At 38.4% G+C, this 18,147-nt stretch carries 19 protein-coding genes; 1 reads left to right on the forward strand and 18 read right to left on the reverse strand.

The annotated features are described in order from the left end of the window. The 8 genes from KSO91_RS11775 to KSO91_RS11810 form a co-directional block, all read right to left on the reverse strand. The coding region (locus tag KSO91_RS11775) for an oligosaccharide flippase family protein (protein ID WP_238743193.1) at nucleotides 1-271 on the reverse strand (271 nt) is incomplete at its 3' end. Between the two features lie 57 nt (nucleotides 272-328). Further along, entirely contained in the window at nucleotides 329-1,375 is a 1,047-nt protein-coding gene (locus KSO91_RS11780; protein WP_238743194.1) for a glycosyltransferase family 4 protein, read from the reverse strand. 66 nt (nucleotides 1,376-1,441) lie between these two features. Then, the gene (locus tag KSO91_RS11785; protein ID WP_238743195.1) at nucleotides 1,442-2,440 is read right to left on the reverse strand and encodes an NAD-dependent epimerase; all 999 of its coding nucleotides are present in this window, start codon (nucleotides 2,438-2,440) and stop codon (nucleotides 1,442-1,444) included. Continuing rightward, a complete protein-coding gene (locus tag KSO91_RS11790) occupies nucleotides 2,437-3,762 on the reverse strand; it encodes an O-antigen ligase family protein (RefSeq protein WP_238743196.1) in 1,326 nt (441 codons plus the stop codon). The genes KSO91_RS11785 and KSO91_RS11790 overlap by 4 nt, the downstream gene beginning before the upstream one ends. Before the next feature lie 277 nt (nucleotides 3,763-4,039). Further along, nucleotides 4,040-4,540 (reverse strand): hypothetical protein, encoded by a 501-nt coding sequence (locus KSO91_RS11795; RefSeq protein ID WP_238743197.1) that lies wholly within the window; start codon nucleotides 4,538-4,540, stop codon nucleotides 4,040-4,042. A 175-nt stretch (nucleotides 4,541-4,715) separates the two neighbouring features. Then, on the reverse strand, nucleotides 4,716-5,003 hold the full coding sequence (locus KSO91_RS11800) for an EAL domain-containing protein (RefSeq protein ID WP_238743198.1): 288 nt from the start codon (nucleotides 5,001-5,003) through the stop codon (nucleotides 4,716-4,718). A 556-nt stretch (nucleotides 5,004-5,559) separates the two neighbouring features. Beyond that, nucleotides 5,560-5,784 carry a DUF2835 family protein gene (locus tag KSO91_RS11805; RefSeq protein ID WP_238743199.1) on the reverse strand — a complete coding sequence of 75 codons (225 nt, stop codon included), beginning with the start codon at nucleotides 5,782-5,784 and terminating at the stop codon, nucleotides 5,560-5,562. Further along, complete coding sequence (locus tag KSO91_RS11810) at nucleotides 5,784-6,554, reverse strand: methyltransferase domain-containing protein (RefSeq protein WP_238743200.1); 771 nt, start codon at nucleotides 6,552-6,554, stop codon at nucleotides 5,784-5,786. The genes KSO91_RS11805 and KSO91_RS11810 overlap by 1 nt, the downstream gene beginning before the upstream one ends. A 66-nt stretch (nucleotides 6,555-6,620) precedes the next feature. Between KSO91_RS11810 and KSO91_RS11815 the strand changes: the two genes are divergently transcribed. Further along, entirely contained in the window at nucleotides 6,621-7,385 is a 765-nt protein-coding gene (locus KSO91_RS11815) for an ElyC/SanA/YdcF family protein (RefSeq protein WP_238743201.1), read from the forward strand. Nucleotides 7,386-7,472: 87 nt separating this feature from the next. On the opposite strand, the gene KSO91_RS11820 is transcribed toward KSO91_RS11815, so the two are convergent. The 10 genes from KSO91_RS11820 to KSO91_RS11865 form a co-directional block, all read right to left on the reverse strand. Further along, nucleotides 7,473-7,655, reverse strand: coding sequence for a DUF1737 domain-containing protein (locus KSO91_RS11820; protein ID WP_238743202.1), 183 nt, complete (start codon nucleotides 7,653-7,655; stop codon nucleotides 7,473-7,475). A 159-nt stretch (nucleotides 7,656-7,814) separates the two neighbouring features. Continuing rightward, entirely contained in the window at nucleotides 7,815-9,269 is a 1,455-nt protein-coding gene (gene thiI / locus KSO91_RS11825; protein WP_238743203.1) for a tRNA uracil 4-sulfurtransferase ThiI, read from the reverse strand. Between the two features lie 79 nt (nucleotides 9,270-9,348). After that, nucleotides 9,349-9,888, reverse strand: coding sequence for a YaeQ family protein (locus KSO91_RS11830; protein ID WP_238743204.1), 540 nt, complete (start codon nucleotides 9,886-9,888; stop codon nucleotides 9,349-9,351). A gap of 253 nt (nucleotides 9,889-10,141) precedes the next feature. Further along, nucleotides 10,142-11,248 (reverse strand): 3-isopropylmalate dehydrogenase, encoded by a 1,107-nt coding sequence (gene leuB / locus KSO91_RS11835; protein ID WP_238743205.1) that lies wholly within the window; start codon nucleotides 11,246-11,248, stop codon nucleotides 10,142-10,144. 132 nt (nucleotides 11,249-11,380) lie between these two features. Next, on the reverse strand, nucleotides 11,381-12,136 hold the full coding sequence (locus tag KSO91_RS11840; RefSeq protein ID WP_238743206.1) for a Nif3-like dinuclear metal center hexameric protein: 756 nt from the start codon (nucleotides 12,134-12,136) through the stop codon (nucleotides 11,381-11,383). A 125-nt stretch (nucleotides 12,137-12,261) separates the two neighbouring features. After that, a complete protein-coding gene (phoR, locus tag KSO91_RS11845; protein ID WP_238743207.1) occupies nucleotides 12,262-13,554 on the reverse strand; it encodes a phosphate regulon sensor histidine kinase PhoR in 1,293 nt (430 codons plus the stop codon). A 16-nt stretch (nucleotides 13,555-13,570) separates the two neighbouring features. Further along, nucleotides 13,571-14,254, reverse strand: coding sequence for a phosphate regulon transcriptional regulator PhoB (gene phoB, locus KSO91_RS11850; RefSeq protein WP_238743208.1), 684 nt, complete (start codon nucleotides 14,252-14,254; stop codon nucleotides 13,571-13,573). Between the two features lie 311 nt (nucleotides 14,255-14,565). Further along, nucleotides 14,566-16,680: a putative bifunctional diguanylate cyclase/phosphodiesterase gene (locus KSO91_RS11855; protein WP_238743209.1), complete on the reverse strand. Its 2,115-nt coding sequence runs from the start codon at nucleotides 16,678-16,680 to the stop codon at nucleotides 14,566-14,568. Next, nucleotides 16,677-17,168, reverse strand: coding sequence for a YfiR family protein (locus KSO91_RS11860; RefSeq protein WP_238743210.1), 492 nt, complete (start codon nucleotides 17,166-17,168; stop codon nucleotides 16,677-16,679). The genes KSO91_RS11855 and KSO91_RS11860 overlap by 4 nt, the downstream gene beginning before the upstream one ends. Before the next feature lie 64 nt (nucleotides 17,169-17,232). Next, complete coding sequence (locus KSO91_RS11865; RefSeq protein ID WP_338049765.1) at nucleotides 17,233-18,021, reverse strand: TonB-dependent receptor domain-containing protein; 789 nt, start codon at nucleotides 18,019-18,021, stop codon at nucleotides 17,233-17,235. Between the last annotated feature and the right edge of the window lie 126 nt (nucleotides 18,022-18,147).

Genomic DNA, 18,147 nt, shown 5'->3' on the forward strand with positions numbered 1-18,147 from the left:
CAATAGTGCTATATACACAGCAGAGAATAATCGCGCTGCCTATATGTGATTGATTTACGACTGGCCGTTGGATCAGAGTTTTAACCACGCCACCATTAGCAAATAAATAAGCAAGAGCTAATACCATTGAGAATGCTGCAATTACACCAAAATCTTCAGGACTTAAGAACCGAGCGGTGACCATTAAAACAACCAGCCTAACTATTTTAGAGGCTATAGTAAGAACAGCCATTACACCAACACCTGCTAAAACAGATTTTTGTTGTATCATTCTATAAATAACCTCATTAAAGTTAATACATCAAATAATTCACATTTCATTCAATTACTATTCCATTAAGGCGTTAATCATAATGTTAATAACATTACTTTTGGAAAAAGCATCCATATGCTCATTAACAGATTCTACATAATTCAATAGTCTTTCCGAGTCTACAATACACCGCTCTCTTATTGATTCAGCTTCTTTTAGCGCATCAATAAAACTTTCTGTAGAATCAAAATCAAATAATGCAGCATGATTTCCAACTGCCTCTGGCAGTCCTCCCTTATCAGAAGATATAACAACAGATCCCGAAGCAAGCCCCTCCACTGCCACCATTCCAAAGGGCTCATTCCAAATAGAGGGAATCAACACATAGGCTGATTTCCGCATCATCTGGTGCACTGTAGTCAAATCAACAGCTCCAACAAATTCAATTCCCTTGATATTTTTTTCTTTTAATGACTTGAGTAGAGATCCATCACCAGCGAAAGAGAGTGAATCAATATTTAAATATTTCTTTATAAATTCAAAGTTTTCTAATAAAAAAGAAACGCCCTTTTCAGTTTCAATTCGCCCTACAAATAGCGCATTTTTTTTAGACGCGTAAATGTCTACAATATCAGTAGTGACCTTGGTGTTTTGAACAATAGGATAAGTTAGATAAGTTTTTAGATTATCAAAAAATGCTCCACCATCTTTTTTAGTAAACTCACTGTTAACAAAATGAATCGACTTTGCTGAAACCTTGTTTTCAATAAGACGTTTAATAATTTGGATAACGCCAGAAGGAGTTGAATTATTGAAGGCTGATGATGAATGGTGATGCAAGGCAAATTTTTTATTGATTAAAACAGCAGGCCAGCATAATTTAGTAGATAAATTTGAAAATAAAATCCAATCAGCACTCAAATAGAGTTTTACCAATTGCAAGAAATTTGGGGCTCTAACAATTTTCATTCGATTGTCATATTCACAACACTCAGTTGTTAAAGTTACGACCGTTACATCATAACCCTTGGCAATAAAAGCCTCCGCTATAGTCAATGTGTTTGTTGCAACACCACCTATATCCGGCAGAAATGTGTATGTAGATAAAATTATTTTTTCCATTGTTCACTCTAAAATTTCATGTTCGTTTATGACAATCAATACTAGCATTGCTAACTATTTTCTCAGTTACGAATAATATGACTTAAACCACTCAACAAACTGCTGCATGCCGTATTCAATATGAGTATCTGGTTTGAAACCGACCTCTTCTTTAAGGCTGTCAATATCAGCAAAAGTGGCAGGTACATCACCGGCTTGCATTGGCATAAAGTTTTTAGCCGCAACTTTACCTGCCGCTTTTTCTATCGCTTCGATGAAAGTCATGAGTGCGATCGGTTCATTATTACCGATATTAAATACTTTATAAGGGGCTTTGCTTGATGCAGGCGAAGTATTAGGATTATCCGCATTACGTTGTGGAACAACATCTTGGATGCGAATAATGCCTTCAACAATATCGTCAATATAAGTGAAATCACGTTTCATTTTCCCATGGTTAAACACTTTTATTTCGCGATCATTAATAATGGCGTCGGTGAATAGGAACGGTGCCATATCAGGACGTCCCCACGGGCCGTAAACCGTAAAGAAACGTAGCCCTGTTGTCGGTAGATCATAAAGGTGGCTATAACTGTGTGCCATCAACTCATTAGATTTCTTAGTTGCTGCATAAAGAGAAACAGGGTGATCGACTGCATCTTCGGTTGAAAATGGCATTTTTTCATTCATGCCGTAAACGGAGCTAGATGACGCATAAACCAGATGTTGTACTTTATTATGGCGGCACCCTTCTAAAACAGTCGCCATTCCTACTAGGTTTGAATCAATATAGGCCATTGGGTTTTCAATCGAATAACGCACCCCAGCTTGTGCAGCCAAGTGAATAACACGATCAAATTTCTGCTCATTAAATAGCTGAGCCATTCCGTCTCGATCAGCTAAATCTAATTTAACGAAAGTAAAATTACTAAACTTATCAAGGCGTTTAAGGCGCGCGTGCTTTAGCTTCGGATCATAATAATCATTTAAATTATCTAAACCAATAACTTCATATCCAGCATCACATAAACGTTCTGACACAAAGTTACCTATAAATCCAGCGGCGCCAGTTACTAAGTATTTCATAATGTTTTTCTTTCCTTATTTTGTTCAACTAAATTATTCATAATCGGAGAAAGGCATAATATCGTTAAAAATAAAATTGCAATGGCATAATCTTGCAACACAAAATCTACAGTGCAATGCATTACCATGCCAATACAAGCCATCAAAATACCTATTGCCAGACCTTGTTTAAATTTACGACGACTGCTGCGTAATGTTTTTAAGCTGTTCCAAATAATGTAGAGAACCAGTGCCAATAATAATAAACTCGGTAATACACCGAACTCCGCTGTAAACTGTACATATTCATTATGAGCGTGGTCATAAAAGGCTTGGTATTCAGCACGTTGGTATTGCAGATAAGTAGAATAAAAACTTCCAGCACCACTCCCGGTTAACCAATACTCCTGCATATAAGGAATTGCGTCGCGTACTACGTCATCACGCGTTTCAGCTTGAAAGGAGGTTGCCTGTAATCGTTCTTTTACTTTCTCAACGCCAAAATAAGTGCCAACAATAATCAAATCGAGAGCCACTAAACTTATGATCAACCATTTCAGTGTATTAGGTGGACGTTTCATTAATATTAAAGCAAGAACGCTAGTGATCAGTAATGAGCTGAAAAATGCCGAGTTCCCCATACGCGAACGGGTCATAATAAGTGCTACGACCATGATAATGATGCCAATACGTAAAATCCATTTAGGGCTAAGTAGTATTTCAATAATGCTGGCAAGTTTTGCGCGACGCGAAACAGCTTTTATCCCATCTAATGAACCAATCAGATAACCAATGGCGACTGATATGCAAAGCAATAAATAGTTAGCAAGGTGGTTATAATAAACAAAAGACCCCGTTGCACGATGACCAATATGAAAACCCAATAAACTACTTTCCCAGCCAGAATACTGTAAGAAAACAGCATATAAAGCTTGTGTTAAACCAGATAACATAATTATCCAACATAGCTGTTTAATTCGTTCGATACGATCGACTAATAGTGCAAGGTTAATAATCAATAAACAGTATGTAATGCCCTTGATTAAGGCGAGTTCTGTTTGGCTGGGGTCGAGAGATTGTAAGAGAGCTAAACTTGGGTAAATGCCTCCTAACCATTGCATGAAAACCCAAATCTGCACAACTACAACAACAGTTAAAATAACGCTTACTTTTTTTAACTGTACAAACACTCTGTTGAAATTATGATTAAAACACAGCAGCACTGTATTTGCACAAATAAGTAGCTCAACCAAACCCCATGCCCAAGGGCGATTAGCACCAAGAGGGATAGGTGCAAACCAGATAATAAAGCACAGTAGGTAAAATGCGTATTTACTGCGCATTGTTTATTTATCTTGCTTATTTATATTGCCATGTGACATGCATCACACTCCCTGTGTTTGGTCAATAAAAAACCACATTAACGCAATACGATAATGCGGCTTTTTACTTGGCGGTTTTCAGTATTTTAGATGTTATAACCTTACTACTCAATGCTAAATACTAAATGCTAAACATTCATTATCAAGCAACACTTAGTAAAGAAGCGTTTCCTTTAACTATATATAACTATGTGTTACCAAGTAGAACACGAAAACTAGTATTTACTGTTTTTTAATTCTAGTTTGGTGAAGCCGTTGCGCCGCCGCCGCCATTGCCGTTACCCAAGGCTGGATTATTGGGGCCACTTCCTAATGCGGGGCCAGCGGCAAAACCACCAGCGGCTGTTTCTATTGATAAATCCTCATCATTAGCACCACCAAGTAAGGCGGCAACGAGCATTTCATCCGGATCAGCTCCGGCCGCAATAGCAGCATCAACAATTTGTTGAGCAAGATTGGTATTTGCTTCTACTGCTGCTTGCACAATTTGCGCAGCAAGCTCAAGCTTGTTAGAAATGGTAACACTCACAATAGCGATAATTTTGTCTGCATTATTTGCTATCAAATCGCTAACATATTCAAAAGTGAGCCCTTCCTGTTCATTTTTTTGTGTGATAATTTGCTCGATTGTATCTCCTACTGCTAAATCAGCAGATACAGCTTCAGTAACAGGATCAATCGCAGCGTTTGCAGTAAGTGGCAATAGAGCGAATAAAGTCACAATAACTAATTTATTCATTTTAATATCCTATGTTATACCCATAATCATCACAAAAAAAGCAAACAAACATTATTTGTACGGTAACATTTTATTCACTTATAGTATACTTGTCATCGTTTTTATACCGTTTTTATAGACCTCATAAACAGACTCATTGTCAATGTGTTTATCGTATACCCTGTAATTCGTACACTTAATAGCAGTGAAAATTATTTAATTTTTCTATTTCTACGCAGTAGGCAATAATGGAAGTATTTAGACCGTGTGCCATACAAATAAACGCGCCAAGCAATAACACGTCATCCTCTTTTTTATCAATATGGGTCGTAAAAATAGAGGATAGCTTTACAAAGTTTACTATAATTTCAATTAGATAACGTAGTAACTCGATACTTGTACCCAATCTATTGATACAGATTGAGCTGCCCAAATTTATACGGTTTTTTGCTTTTCCTCTGTTCACGAGGATACTCACTTCCATAAACTATATCACCAACTGCTTACCGTGTTTAGACCGTTTGAGTCGGGAAATTATTTTTTGCATGCGTATAGCAATCCCGTTACTTAAGGTTCCATATTTACCCAGCCTCGATATAACTATATTTTCACCTTCACAGAAATCATTCCAAGCCCGACAACATTGAACCTCGATATCCTTATAGCTATCAATACATCAGAGTTATATTCTCAATAATTATCTCCTAAATAATACCAATTGCGTCAATTAGAAGATCTATTTAGGCGTAGTGAAAATAGATAAAAGCCAGGCATTGATGGCAGTAACGAGTTGTTCTAATTACAAAATCAATGCCGCAGCTAGCATTCATTTTAGCAAGCATAAATGCATAGATAATTATCGGATTTGCTATAATATTGATGCCAGCTAGCACCGTTCATAATAACAATTGAATGTTTGCCCGCAGGCGTCGCATTTGAAATTGACTGTAAATATGCGGTCATTGCTTCCATGTTGCTATAAGGCATAACCATGCCTCTGCGTGACCTGTATTGATACAAACAGCACGTTCTTGCTAATTTTATTGATTAAACAGCTGCAACTGCTGAAATTTATTATTATCATCTAACATTAATTGAAACCGTCCTCGGACTCCCAACTGCGAAAAAAAAGGGACAAAACGCATTGCTGGTAGTTGTATCATCCGCCCTTCCTCATCGACTACCTTAACAACAGTATTTGGTGTTCTATATAACTGTTCAAAGGCTTGGTAAGGGATGTTGACTCTAAAATAAAAAATCTTCACTAATTTTTCACCTTCACTGTCAAATGTGTATATCTTCCCAGAGATGCATAGGGTTCCTGATGGCAATAGCGTTTTTCCATCGCCAGTAACAGATCAAACTTATCATCACAAAGAGAACGCTCTTTTAGGTAATCATGTAATACACGAACACCTGTTTTTCGGATAACTTGCATATTAAATTCAGCTAGCCAAGTTTGCAGATCTTGCTCATCCAACGGCTGTGTAGGGGTTAATCTGACCACTTTTTTACGGATCATTCCTTTAGCGACAAATTCAAAATTGCCCGAAACTAAATTAAAAAAACGCTGTGCTTCTTTATTGTAAAACATTAATGACAGTAGACCATCATCAGATAAGAAATTCAGCAATCCGCCAAGTGTTTTTTTTGGTGCCGCCAACCATTCTAAAACAGCATGGTTTAAAATGAGATCAAACTTACCGTCGATTCGAGTATGCAAATCTTGAATCGAGCAATGCAATATTTGTACATTATATTGGTAAGCTTTACCTGCAAGTTGCTTTTGAGCTTCTTTTAATAATTCTCCGGATATATCACAGAGTACCACCTGATGACCAAGTGCAGCGAGTTGTTGGCTGAAGAAACCGAAACCACCCCCGGCATCTAAGACTCGCAATGGTCGATCCGGTAACAATGATAAACAATGTAGCAATTCATCCCAAACAATTTCTGTACGAATTTTACCTTTACTCGTACCATAAATGTTTTTTACAAATTTAGCTGCGATATTATCAAAATTATGATCGGTCAACTTGGTACCTATTAATTTAATGCTACAATTCACCTCTTATACTTCAATACTTGGTGAAAGATCAATATGTTATTTATCTTAAAGAAATGGATTGGCGGATTATTAATGCCCCTACCATTATTACTTATTATTTTTTGTATCGGTCTTATTTTACTCTTTTTTAGTAAAAAACAAAAAATCGCTAAAACATTTTTACTACTTAGTTTTGTATTACTATTCACATTGAGTACAATGCCTATCGCAGAACGTCTCGTTCACTCCGTAGAACGGAAATATCTGCCTATTATGCAGCCAGCACAACGCTATGATGTCATTTTGTTATTAGGCTCAGGTGGCGTTGCAGATCCAAGTTTACCCGTTACAGGGCAGTTATCTGCGACCGCATTAAGTCGATTTACTGAGGCATTGCGCCTCTATTATGCGAATCCGGGTGCCACATTAGTTGTCTCTGGATCCGGTTTTGGCGATCTGAAATCACATGCGCAATTACTCGAAGAATTAGCCCTCGCAATGGAAATTCCTGCTGCTAAAATAATTCGTTTAGATAACACCTTAGATACTGATGATGAAGCTCGGATAATGGCAACCATGATTAGAGGCAAGCGGGCTGTTTTGGTAACGTCAGCTAGCCATATGGAGCGCGCTCTACAGCTGTTTTATAAATATGGTGCTGGGCCGGAAGCCGCTCCTGCTAATTTTTTAGCGAAAACGCGCATGGGGAAAATCCCTTCGCACTATTATATCCCTTCCTCTTATAATCTTTATAAAACCCAAGTGGCATGGCATGAATATTTGGGTCGCTTTCAAAATTGGATCAAGAGTCTGTTGTAAATTTATTTACGGTTAGTCCAGCGCCCTCAATCAAATCATCTGAAGATGCTGGTTTTATATCTTTAGGTGACTTGGTTATATGAACAGTTAAACTAGCTGAGGACGGATTTTAACAACAGCTTGTGCTACCACCATATGTTCACCGTTAAAGGCGATTGCTGGGGATCCATATAGTTCATAACCGTCATCAAGCAACTGTGTAATACGTGTACAAAAACTGGCGTCATCTTTACCGGTAATCAGTTTATATTTTTCTTTTACTTGCGGCATTTGATTCTCCTAACATTCGCATTAATAACAATCAGCATACGGCGATTAATGCTAAATAAAAAATAAAAACGGTCCAAATTGTGATGGCGACCGAGGTTCAACAAATACGGCACATCAAGTGCCGTTTGTATGATCAAAAACGGCTCACATTAGATCTAATTAAGGACGATAAACTTTAACGTTGGCAAAGCCAGATTCTTTTAGATAAAGAGCTTGTAACTGACTCATTACCCCACGAGCGCAATACAATAAGTAAGTTTTATCTTGTGGTAGCTTTTCGAATCCACTCGCCAGTTTAAAGAATGGCAGATGTTCAATATTCACCCCTTCAACAGATAATGGTGATTCTTCTGCCTCTTCATTAGAACGAATATCTAATAGGACTTCATTTTCAGTAAAGTCAGAAACGGACTCGACTTCAACGACATCTTTTTTTAGCGCCTGTGCTATATCTTTAATATCTAAAACGTTCGCTTCTGTTACTACTTTTTCAATAAGCGAAAGATCAAACTTAGCCTCTTCTTTTTCTATCTTTTTCATGACCGCTTTGACGGTTGGGCGTTGAGAAATCACACCGCAATATTCAGGAATAGTTTCAGAAATTTCAGCCGTCCCTATTTCTCGGGCACAATCAATAATATCTTGCTTATCTGTTGCAATCAGCGGCCGTAATATAAGCATATCGGTGACCTGATCAATCACAGATAAGTTACGCAATGTTTGGCTAGATACTTGCCCCAACGCTTCGCCTGTCACTAAGGCTTCAATATCTAACCTTTCAGCGACTAAAGTAGCAGCACGCATCATCATGCGTTTTAAGACAACGCCCATTTGACCGTTATCGATTTTCTCTAAAATTTCAGCTACAACTGGCTCAAAAGGAACAGCGATAAACTTAACACGATGAGAGGATCCAAAACGTTTCCAAAGTTGATAGGCAACTTGTTTAACACCAATTTCGTGCGCTGCGCCACCGAGATTAAAAAAACAGTAATGCACACGTGAGCCACGTTTAATAAGTTGAAAACTGGATACGCCAGAGTCAAATCCACCAGACATCAGTGATAAAACTGATTCTTGAGTTCCCAGTGGAAAACCGCCTAACCCAGGATATCTTTTATCGATAAAAAACAATTTATTGTCATTGATTTCAAGGTGCACCTTGATGTCCGGGCCTTTTAACTTAACCCCTGCAGCACCGGTATGCTGATTTAAACCACCGCCAACATAACGTTCAACTTCAATTGAAGAGAAATCATGTTTACCGACCCGTTTAGCCCGTACACAGAACGTTTTGCCATCGAGCGAGTCACCAATACGCGCTAGAGTTTGCTCATACACATCATGTATATCTGTAAATTCAGATTCCTGTACTTCTAAAAAATGTGCAATACCGGGCGTGCTTTTCAGCATACTAATCAGTGTTGCCTTGTTTTCAGGGGTTTCATCTGTACTACGAACAATGATCTTATCCCACTCTAAAATCACTTTAACCTGTTCATCATAGTTTGTTAAAACATTACGAATATTACCCTGTAACATTTTACTGAAACGTTTACGGACAGGACGACTTTTCATCATAATTTCAGGGAAAAGTTTAACGATAAATTTCATGGTGTGATCACTGTGCTAGTTAAATAAGGGGGCAGATTATACCCTTTGCGCTTAGGGACGCAAAGGGTAGCGTGAATTTTTATTGCTGCGTTTGCAATGCAGAGCAAGTGACTTCACATTCACCAAGCTCCGCCGCGATATAAAGGGAATCGCCACTGATAGTAACAGAGAGGTCCATACTACGTTTAAGCAGCTTGGCTAATGTTTGGATTTGTGTAAAATCAAATTGATAAACATCAACCGCCAAGGTTTCAAAATTAGATGATGACTGCTTCCACCACACATCCGATTTTGTATTAAAACTATATACTTTTACAGCGCGCGCTTGACGACTCGCTTTTTTAATACGCTCAAACGCCGGTTCACCTACGTCAACCCATAATAAAAACTCATCCGATAAGCTTTTTACCCAAATGTCGGGATCATCGGCTACTGATAAACCTTTAGTAAACACGAGAAACTCTTGCACATTTAAGCAATACGCCATTACACGTGTCATCATTCGCTCTGCGGTTTCTGATGGATGTTGCGCAACGGTCAAATTAAGTGTGTCATAAATATCATTATTGAGATCAGCAAGGTTAATGCTCATTTTAAAGATGGTTGGTTTAAGTGCCATTATTTTTCCATTACTGTTACGCTAATTTTAAAAATCTAAAAGTCAAAAAGAGTTATCATCGAATTGCGCTAATGATGTAAATACTCACCCCCTAGAAGACAAACCAAAGCTATCAGTTATCTGTATTTTAATCTTTACTTCTTAATTCGCTTAAGCTGTGTAATTAGGTGACTAATATTTCTAGCCTTTGCGGTAATACAGAAACAAAAAAGCCACGCATAAACGTGGCTTTTGGAGCTAGCGAAAAGCTAACTTATGCAACTGGCATTTTCGCCAATTCAACACAAACCAAATCGCCGAATTCTTCAGTGGTGACTAAATTCGCTTCATTCGCTTTTGAAAGGTCTGAGGTTGAATAGCCCTTAGCAAATACATTTTGCATAGCAGCCCAAATATTTTTAGCTTCTTTTTCCATGCCAAAACTCATGTCCAACATTAAGGCAACAGAGCCTATCATTGAATATGGATTTGCTATACCTTTGCCCGCGATATCGGGTGCACTGCCGTGCGAAGGCTCATAGTAAGATTTTTTAAGGCCTCGACATGCAGAAGGCATTAAACCTAAAGAACCTAAAATACCGCCTCCTTGGTCACTTAAAATATCACCAAACATGTTTTCCATTACCATTACATCGAACATACCAGGATTTAAACAAAGATAGGTCGCGGCAGCATCAACAAGAATGCTTTTAACTTCTACTTCAGGGTAGTTTTTACTTTCTTCATCAACAATTTCATTCCACAGAACACTGGATTTTAGAACGTTTGATTTATGAATGTTATGGAGCACTTTTTTACGAGTCATTGACACATCGAATGCAACTCTGACTATCTGGCGGATCTGATCTTCATCATATTCAAGCACTTCACGTACAAAACGTTTACCCTCGGCATTAATACCCGCTTCTTTATCACCAAAGTACAAACCACCCACAAGTTCACGGATGATCATAATATCTATCCCTTCACCAATAACAGATGCTTTGAGCGGCGAAAAGTGTGCTAGGCCTTTTGGCAAGTAGACTGGGCGGAAGTTTGCAAAGGTATTGTAACGACGACGCAATGGTAATAATGCGCCACGCTCAGGTTGCTCGTCTATAGGGATTTTTTTCGAGTCTTCATGATTGAGACCGATGGTACCTTTTAATATCGCATCAGCCTTGTCACAAATTGTTTTGGTTTCTTCAGGAAAAGCGCTACCCGTTGCAAAGTATGCAACAGCGCCAAATAGTGCTTCATGAAGATCAAACTTAACATTCTCGTTACGCTGCTCAACAAGATTTAATACTTTAACCGCTTCCTTCATGACTTCAGGCCCAATGCCATCACCAGCAAGTAAAGCAATGTTATATGTTTTCATTTTAATTCCCTATAATGAGTAAATTTTATATTGTTAATATTCTGCCTGTATCATAAGTAAAAGCCAGCTTTGTTTCAAACTTAGCTTGATTTTTATTAGATATTTGTTTTTTTTAAGCAATTAAAGTGAATATTAAACCGGATTATCAATATCGATAAACGCCACGTCTAACCCTAATTCAGTTTCTATCCAGCGACCTAAAGCCTGTACACCATAACGTTCACTGGCATGATGGCCCGCGGCATAATAATGAATGCCCATTTCTCTGGCAATATGCACAGTTCGCTCAGATATTTCCCCACTAATGAAAGCATCAATACCTTGTTCGGCCGCTATAGAAATATAATCTTGTCCTCCACCGGTGCACCAAGCAACGCTTAGGATCTCTTTTTTACCGCCATCAATATGCAAAGGTGTACGTGCCAAGAGAGTTTCGATCCGCTGTGATAGTTGCGCGCCGCTAAGCGCTTGTGAAAACTTGCCAACACGTCCAACGCTGCGTTTATCCCAGGGTTCTAATGGACGACGATCTATTATTTGCAACAATTTGCCTAGCTGCGCATTATTACCTAATTCTGGATGCACATCGAGGGGAAGGTGATAGGCGTAAAGGTTAATGCCATGGTCAATTAAGGCTTTAATACGCTTGTACTTCATACCCACAATTTCTTGTTTTTCACCTTTCCAGAAATAACCATGATGTACTAAAATTGCGTCAGCGTGTTGTTCAATAGCAATATCAATTAACGCTTGGCTTGCGGTTACGCCTGTAATTATTTTTTTTACCTCTTGCACGCCTTCAATCTGTAAACCATTTGGGCAGTAATCTTTGAAGTGATGAATATCTAATAATTGATCTAACTTATTAGCTAGTTTTATATTTTTCATAAACGTTCCTTAAGCGGCTGGGTCCCTATTGTAACGGATCGTTGCAAAAAAATTAAATACCGGTAGAAGTGAAGTAAATCCCCACAACAAATTGTTGTTTATTAATTTCAGAGGATCTATTCGGATTAATTAAGCAAATAATTTGCAGGGATCACGAAAGAGAATTGGCTTCCTTCACCTAAATTACTTTCAATATTTAACTGACTGTCATAATGCATTAATGCATGTTTCACAATTGACAACCCCAGTCCAGAGCCCCCCGTATTACGCGAGCGAGAACCGTCTACGCGATAAAAACGTTCGGTCAGATGCAAAATATGCTCAGGCGCAATTCCATCACCATTATCCATCACGCAGAAATAGGCTCCCTCATCGCAAAGGCGCCAAATAATTTTAACAGATCCTTTTATCGGCGTGTAATTAATTGCATTGTAAACCAAATTTGCCATTGCACTGCGCAGTTGCATCTGATCCCCTCGTACACAAAGGTTTTGAGCAACATCAAATTGAATCAGCAGTGCTTTATCTTTGCCCAATGTTGATGCCTCATTTTCAATTTGTGCAAGCAAAGCGGGCACATTAACATGTTCGTCCAAATCCAGATTTGGCGCACTTTCTATTTTAGATAAAGTCATCAACTGCTCAACTAACGAGCACATACGGACAGTTTGCTGCTCAAGCACTTTAATCGCTTTCGCCTGGGTGGAATCAGGTTGCGCCTGTGAATCAAGAATTTCAATATAGCCTTGCAACACAGTGAGTGGCGTACGTAGTTCATGAGAAACATTGGCAACAAATAAACGCCGCATCGCATCAATTTGTCGATATGCGGTTACGTCACGTACAATTAAAATTCGCTGATGTACCGCATAGGGCATAACACGAAACTCTAATGTTTTTTCAGGATTATTGGGTGAAATGAGATCTAATGGCTCATCATAACTATTCTGTTTTAGGTAGTTAACAAACAAGGGGTTACGGATAAGATTGGTGATATTTTCTCCTGAATCTTCTGGCCATTTAAAACCCAGTTGAACCTGTGCTAAACGGTTACACCAGATTATTTCTCCGCGTTTATGAAAAACAATCACAGCGTCCGGCAGCGCTTCTGAGCCTGCTCGAAAACGACTAATCACACGGGCCAAATCATTACGCCGCTTTCGATGCCGCTGCTGCATATTATGAATGCCCATAAATGCACGCTCCCATTCAGATTGACCATGGGGTAACACCGTACTTTTATTGTTCCATAACCAATTATTTAACTTTTTAAGGTAATAATAATGCCAAAGAATATGAATAAAAAACGCAATAAACAGCAGTTCAGCTAAGGAATTGAATAAAGTGCCAATCAGTAGAATAGGTAAATAAATGAAAACTAGGGCCCAGATTAACTCTTTCCATGAATATATTTTCAATTTAATTATCCATTAATTACATGCGTGTAGAAAAACGATAACCGGAACCACGCACGGTTTGTACCAAACAATCGCGATCTAGCAGCGCTTTGCGTAAGCGGCGAATATGTACATCTACAGTGCGATCTTCAACATAAACATTAGTTCCCCAAATATTATTAAGTAACTGTTCACGACTATATACACGTTCGGGGTGGGTCATAAAAAAATGCAATAATTTGAACTCTGTCGGTCCCATTGATAACGGGGATCCATCGAGTGTGGCGCGGTGAGACACAGGGTCTAATTTCAATGCTCCCACCTCCAGCGTATCATCTAAAGAAGTCGGATTAACTCGGCGCAAAACGGATTTCAAACGCGCCATTAACTCTTTCGGGGAAAAAGGTTTAGTAACATAGTCATCGGCACCATTTTCAAGTCCACGAACCTTATCCTCCTCTTCTCCACGTGCAGTTAGCATCACAACTGGAATTTGACGTAAGATATCATCTTGCTTCAAATACTGTAATAATTTAATACCACTGCCCCCGGGAAACATCCAATCCAGTAAAACCAGATCCGGGTAAGGCTCCTTTAATTGATTCAGGGCAACTTGATAAGTATCCGCTTCAATACATTCATAACCATGCTGCTCAAGTACAAAACATAACATATCGCGAATTGCGATTTCGTCTTCAACGACTAAAATGCGAGTTGCCATTTAAGTTTATCCACTTTTTTGTATTCTGAATAAGTACATTATCACTAGATATTATGACACTTATATGACAAACACACATAAACAGTCACAATGCTTAAAAAACGGTATGTTATAGATGATTAGTTGAACGGTTATTTGCGGCGCCTTAATAAAAACGAAATAAAGATACTGGTAAAAGTGTTTTTACAATACCTTTAAATGTATCCCCATGTTCTTTTAAGATACAACATGAGCAAACACAAATAGTGCTTAGGTGTGCGGCGCTGAGTTACAGTATTAGAGTGCCACATTGCAGCATCATGGGTATATCACTAAAATAACCCAACCTTTTCTGCAACTAAGCAGCGTCCATGATTGACAGAATCAATGAGAGGAAGCGTAGTGGCTAAATTAACTGCCATCGGCCCCCCTAAGTATCTCTGCTTAAACATATTCAGGGGCAGTGGCTCGGAGAAAAGATACCCTTGACCAAATTCGCAGCCAAAGTCTGACAATATCTGTTTTTGCAATTCGGTTTCAATTCCTTCCGCGACAACTTTAATATCTAAATGGTGAGCCATCATAATCATTGCTCGACATAAGTCCCGACTATTACTTTCTGTAGCCAGATCATCAACAAATGATTTGTCAATTTTTAGAATGTCGACATCCATCTTTTGCAAATAAGATAAAGATGAATAACCGACACCAAAGTCATCGATCGCAATACTAATTCCGTGATCTTTTAATTTAGTTAACTTAGAACGAATCGATTCTTCACTCTCCATCAATAAATTTTCAGTTATCTCAACAATAATGGCGTCTTGGTTCAAACCAAGATCAGACATATAATCAAACCAATTTAATATCCACTCTTCGTCACCTTTAAATTGCAATGGCGATACATTAATACTGATTTGAAAATTTCCCGTTGCCATTTTTAGAATATCAGCAAGATCACTCGCAGCGGTTAACGCAACCCATTCACCCAGTTCTTTTATTAAGCCCGCTTCTTCTGCAACAGCAATAAATGTTAATGGAGGCACGACGCCTCTAGTCGGATGATTCCAGCGGATCAGCGCTTCTGCCTTGCAGACTTTTTTCGTCATTAAATCTGCTATAGGTTGGTAATAAAGTTCAAATTCACCGTTACGGATGCCGGCGCGTAAATCTTCAACCAAAGCGCGTTTTTTGACTAAATTATCGAGCATCTCAGGATGAAAAAAATGATAGCAATTTCGACCATTTGCTTTTGATTTATACATCGCTAAATCAGCATACTTGACAATAGTTTCTACCGTCACCCCGTCATCGGGGAAAACCGCAATACCAATACTGGTAGTCACATAAACATGCTTACCTTTTATCACAAAGCGTTGTGTTATCGTCGTTTTTATTTTTTCGGCGATAGCTTCTATAGCCGCCCTGCTTTCTATTTTTTCCACAAGAACAATAAACTCATCCCCTCCTAAACGGGCGACAAGTGCATCATCAGGTAACGCGTTTACAATACGCCTACTAACCGCCGTTAAGAGAAGATCACCATAATCGTGGCCCATCGTATCGTTGATCTCTTTAAAGCCATCCAAATCAAGACCTAGGACAGCAAACCGGGTATCACTAGAATTATCAATGAGATCGGATAACTTATCTAAAATATAACGACGATTCGGTAATCCGGAAAGAGAATCACTGTTGGCTTGATCAGTAAGTTGATTATTGGCTAACTTTAATGCGTTTGTCCTTTGCTGAACTTGTATCTCTAATGAATGATCTCTTTGCTCAATCGTTTCCAGCATCAGATTAAAACAATTGGCAAGGTTACCTACCTCATCAGTAGATAAAACCTCTGAACGCACACTATAATTATTGGTTTTAGTCACAAGATCTGCAACGGAAGTCAGGTGAATAAGGGGCTGGATAAGACTTTTACGTAAAAACAGTGCCAGTAAAAAACTCAGCGCTAAGATGAAAGCTAAGATTCCTAATAGAAAGACAGCAAAAAATAGTAAGCTTTTTTCAACTAAAGAGTAATCTGCTTTTATTTCTAGTCGCCCATAATCTACCCCCTCCATTTTTAATGGCGTGGTAATAATCATTATTTCAGTAAATATCTGAACATTATTTTTTACCCCCGAAAGTACATCTACAAAAGTATTTCCATGGGCATCTATAACTCGTGCACTAACAATATTGCTTTGACTAAGCAGTGGCTTAATCAATTCATTAACCGTATATTCATCTTGGAAAATAACTGCAGCGGTCAGATTGGGAGCCAAAATATTGGCAATTGAATTAAGCCGGATTCGTTCAGTATCAGTCACAGTTTTCAGTTCATAAACAGTAAAAATAACTGCGGCCGTCACACTGGTAAATGATGCAATGAGCATTAATATCATTAACAATTTGGCGTTTAATGAACCAAACAGCAAACGTTGTAAGTTCATTGAATACTCCCCTTATTTGTTCTACCTAAGCGAAGGACTTTAGAACTCATATTGATACCTGCTTGTTTTAATTTATCAGGATTAACTTCAAAGCGAACTTTACCCCCAACAATAAAGAAGTTGATATGACCGCCGGATGCAATGAAGCCATCAAATTCGCCCACTAACATTAACGTCGATAACGGCTTATTTGTCATTAAATAAGACCATTTATCAACATCATCTTTTGAAATAAAGAGCGTATTACAATCTTTTATGTTGTCAAACACAGAGGTCAAAAGGTGCACAACCACAGGTACGTTTTCAATAGTACGTTTTTCAAGAGTGCGGCTAGCGACATCAATAAATGGAGCGTTAAAACTGCAAATATTATAGTTCGCGTTTAGCTCTGCATTAAACCATTCACCTTGCGAATATCTGGCAAAGTTGTAAATAAAACCTGATTTAATCGCATCTTCTCTTTGGCTGGCGAGAGCATACCCCGACATAAAAAATGCCATTATTATTAGCGATAATATAAATATCTGACGCAACATAATCATTCTTATGTCTCTAAAACTTGAGCGTTATTTTAGCTAAATAACTCGGCTCTATATAAGTAGCTACTGTATAAGTTTCAGAGGTGTTGTTATACTCCAAATGTTTACTATAAAGTAGGTTATTTCCGCTTAAAGACAGCGCAACTACTGGCGAGATTAGCCAGTTCCAAGTTAAATCCAAGACACTATAACTATCAGTTCCATAAGCATCACCGTCTTCAATCCGATAAAGTGCAAATATTGAATGATCTGCGGTTATCGAATAATTTATTTTGGAAATTATCTGCCGCAAGTAAGAATCATAACCGATAACAGCCTTTGTCCCAGATACCAGATCATATTTATAAGACGTAAAACTATAACCCAGTTCTGTCGTTAACTGCTCAAATAGCTGCCATTTTATAACAGCTTCGCCACCATAAGTTATGAGCTCTGCATTAGAAACAAAATTAAAGCTAATGACTGAATTAGCGAAATTCGGGGCTATAGCGATGGCATCTATCGCTTTCGTATGGAACAAAGAGAGGGCCATATTCCATGAGTTTGCGCTATATCGGTAGCCTAATTCTTTGGACAGTGACTTCTCAGAATCAACATCAGCACTTCCAACGATTTTAGTTGGAATTGAAAATGGAGACGTTCCAAGAGCGATCACATTATTTTCAATTAAGGAAGGGATTCTCGCACCTTGGGAGATAGCCCCCCAAAATGAGTGTCTTGAATGAGGGGTCCAAAGTAAACGAGCCATTGGCTGATGCTCCCAGCCAGTAAAACTGTTTCTTTCCGATTTATTTCCGAGTATTAACTCAAGTTTCGGGGTTCATTTTTAGCCAATAAAAGTGAACCATCCCTCATTCTAGGGCTTCTTGCCGCAAAGTAAAGTTATCCATTTGCATGACTTGCGTAAAAAAATCGACAACCGTCTGTT

The organism is Psychromonas antarctica (assembly GCF_022267535.1).
Classification (GTDB): Bacteria; Pseudomonadota; Gammaproteobacteria; order Enterobacterales; family Psychromonadaceae; genus Psychromonas; species Psychromonas antarctica.

Bases quoted from the DNA above. Each gene is read 5' to 3' on its own strand.
- KSO91_RS11780 (WP_238743194.1), bottom strand. From the start codon at position 1,375: ATGGAAAAAATAATTTTATCTACATACACATTTCTGCCGGATATAGGT.
- KSO91_RS11785 (WP_238743195.1), bottom strand. From the start codon at position 2,440: ATGAAATACTTAGTAACTGGCGCCGCTGGATTTATAGGTAACTTTGTG.
- KSO91_RS11790 (WP_238743196.1), bottom strand. From the start codon at position 3,762: ATGCGCAGTAAATACGCATTTTACCTACTGTGCTTTATTATCTGGTTT.
- KSO91_RS11795 (WP_238743197.1), bottom strand. From the start codon at position 4,540: ATGAATAAATTAGTTATTGTGACTTTATTCGCTCTATTGCCACTTACT.
- KSO91_RS11800 (WP_238743198.1), bottom strand. From the start codon at position 5,003: ATGGAAGTGAGTATCCTCGTGAACAGAGGAAAAGCAAAAAACCGTATA.
- KSO91_RS11815 (WP_238743201.1), top strand. From the start codon at position 6,621: ATGTTATTTATCTTAAAGAAATGGATTGGCGGATTATTAATGCCCCTA.
- KSO91_RS11820 (WP_238743202.1), bottom strand. From the start codon at position 7,655: ATGCCGCAAGTAAAAGAAAAATATAAACTGATTACCGGTAAAGATGAC.
- thiI (WP_238743203.1), bottom strand. From the start codon at position 9,269: ATGAAATTTATCGTTAAACTTTTCCCTGAAATTATGATGAAAAGTCGT.
- KSO91_RS11830 (WP_238743204.1), bottom strand. From the start codon at position 9,888: ATGGCACTTAAACCAACCATCTTTAAAATGAGCATTAACCTTGCTGAT.
- leuB (WP_238743205.1), bottom strand. From the start codon at position 11,248: ATGAAAACATATAACATTGCTTTACTTGCTGGTGATGGCATTGGGCCT.
- KSO91_RS11840 (WP_238743206.1), bottom strand. From the start codon at position 12,136: ATGAAAAATATAAAACTAGCTAATAAGTTAGATCAATTATTAGATATT.
- phoB (WP_238743208.1), bottom strand. From the start codon at position 14,254: ATGGCAACTCGCATTTTAGTCGTTGAAGACGAAATCGCAATTCGCGAT.
- KSO91_RS11855 (WP_238743209.1), bottom strand. From the start codon at position 16,680: ATGAACTTACAACGTTTGCTGTTTGGTTCATTAAACGCCAAATTGTTA.
- KSO91_RS11860 (WP_238743210.1), bottom strand. From the start codon at position 17,168: ATGTCGGGGTATGCTCTCGCCAGCCAAAGAGAAGATGCGATTAAATCA.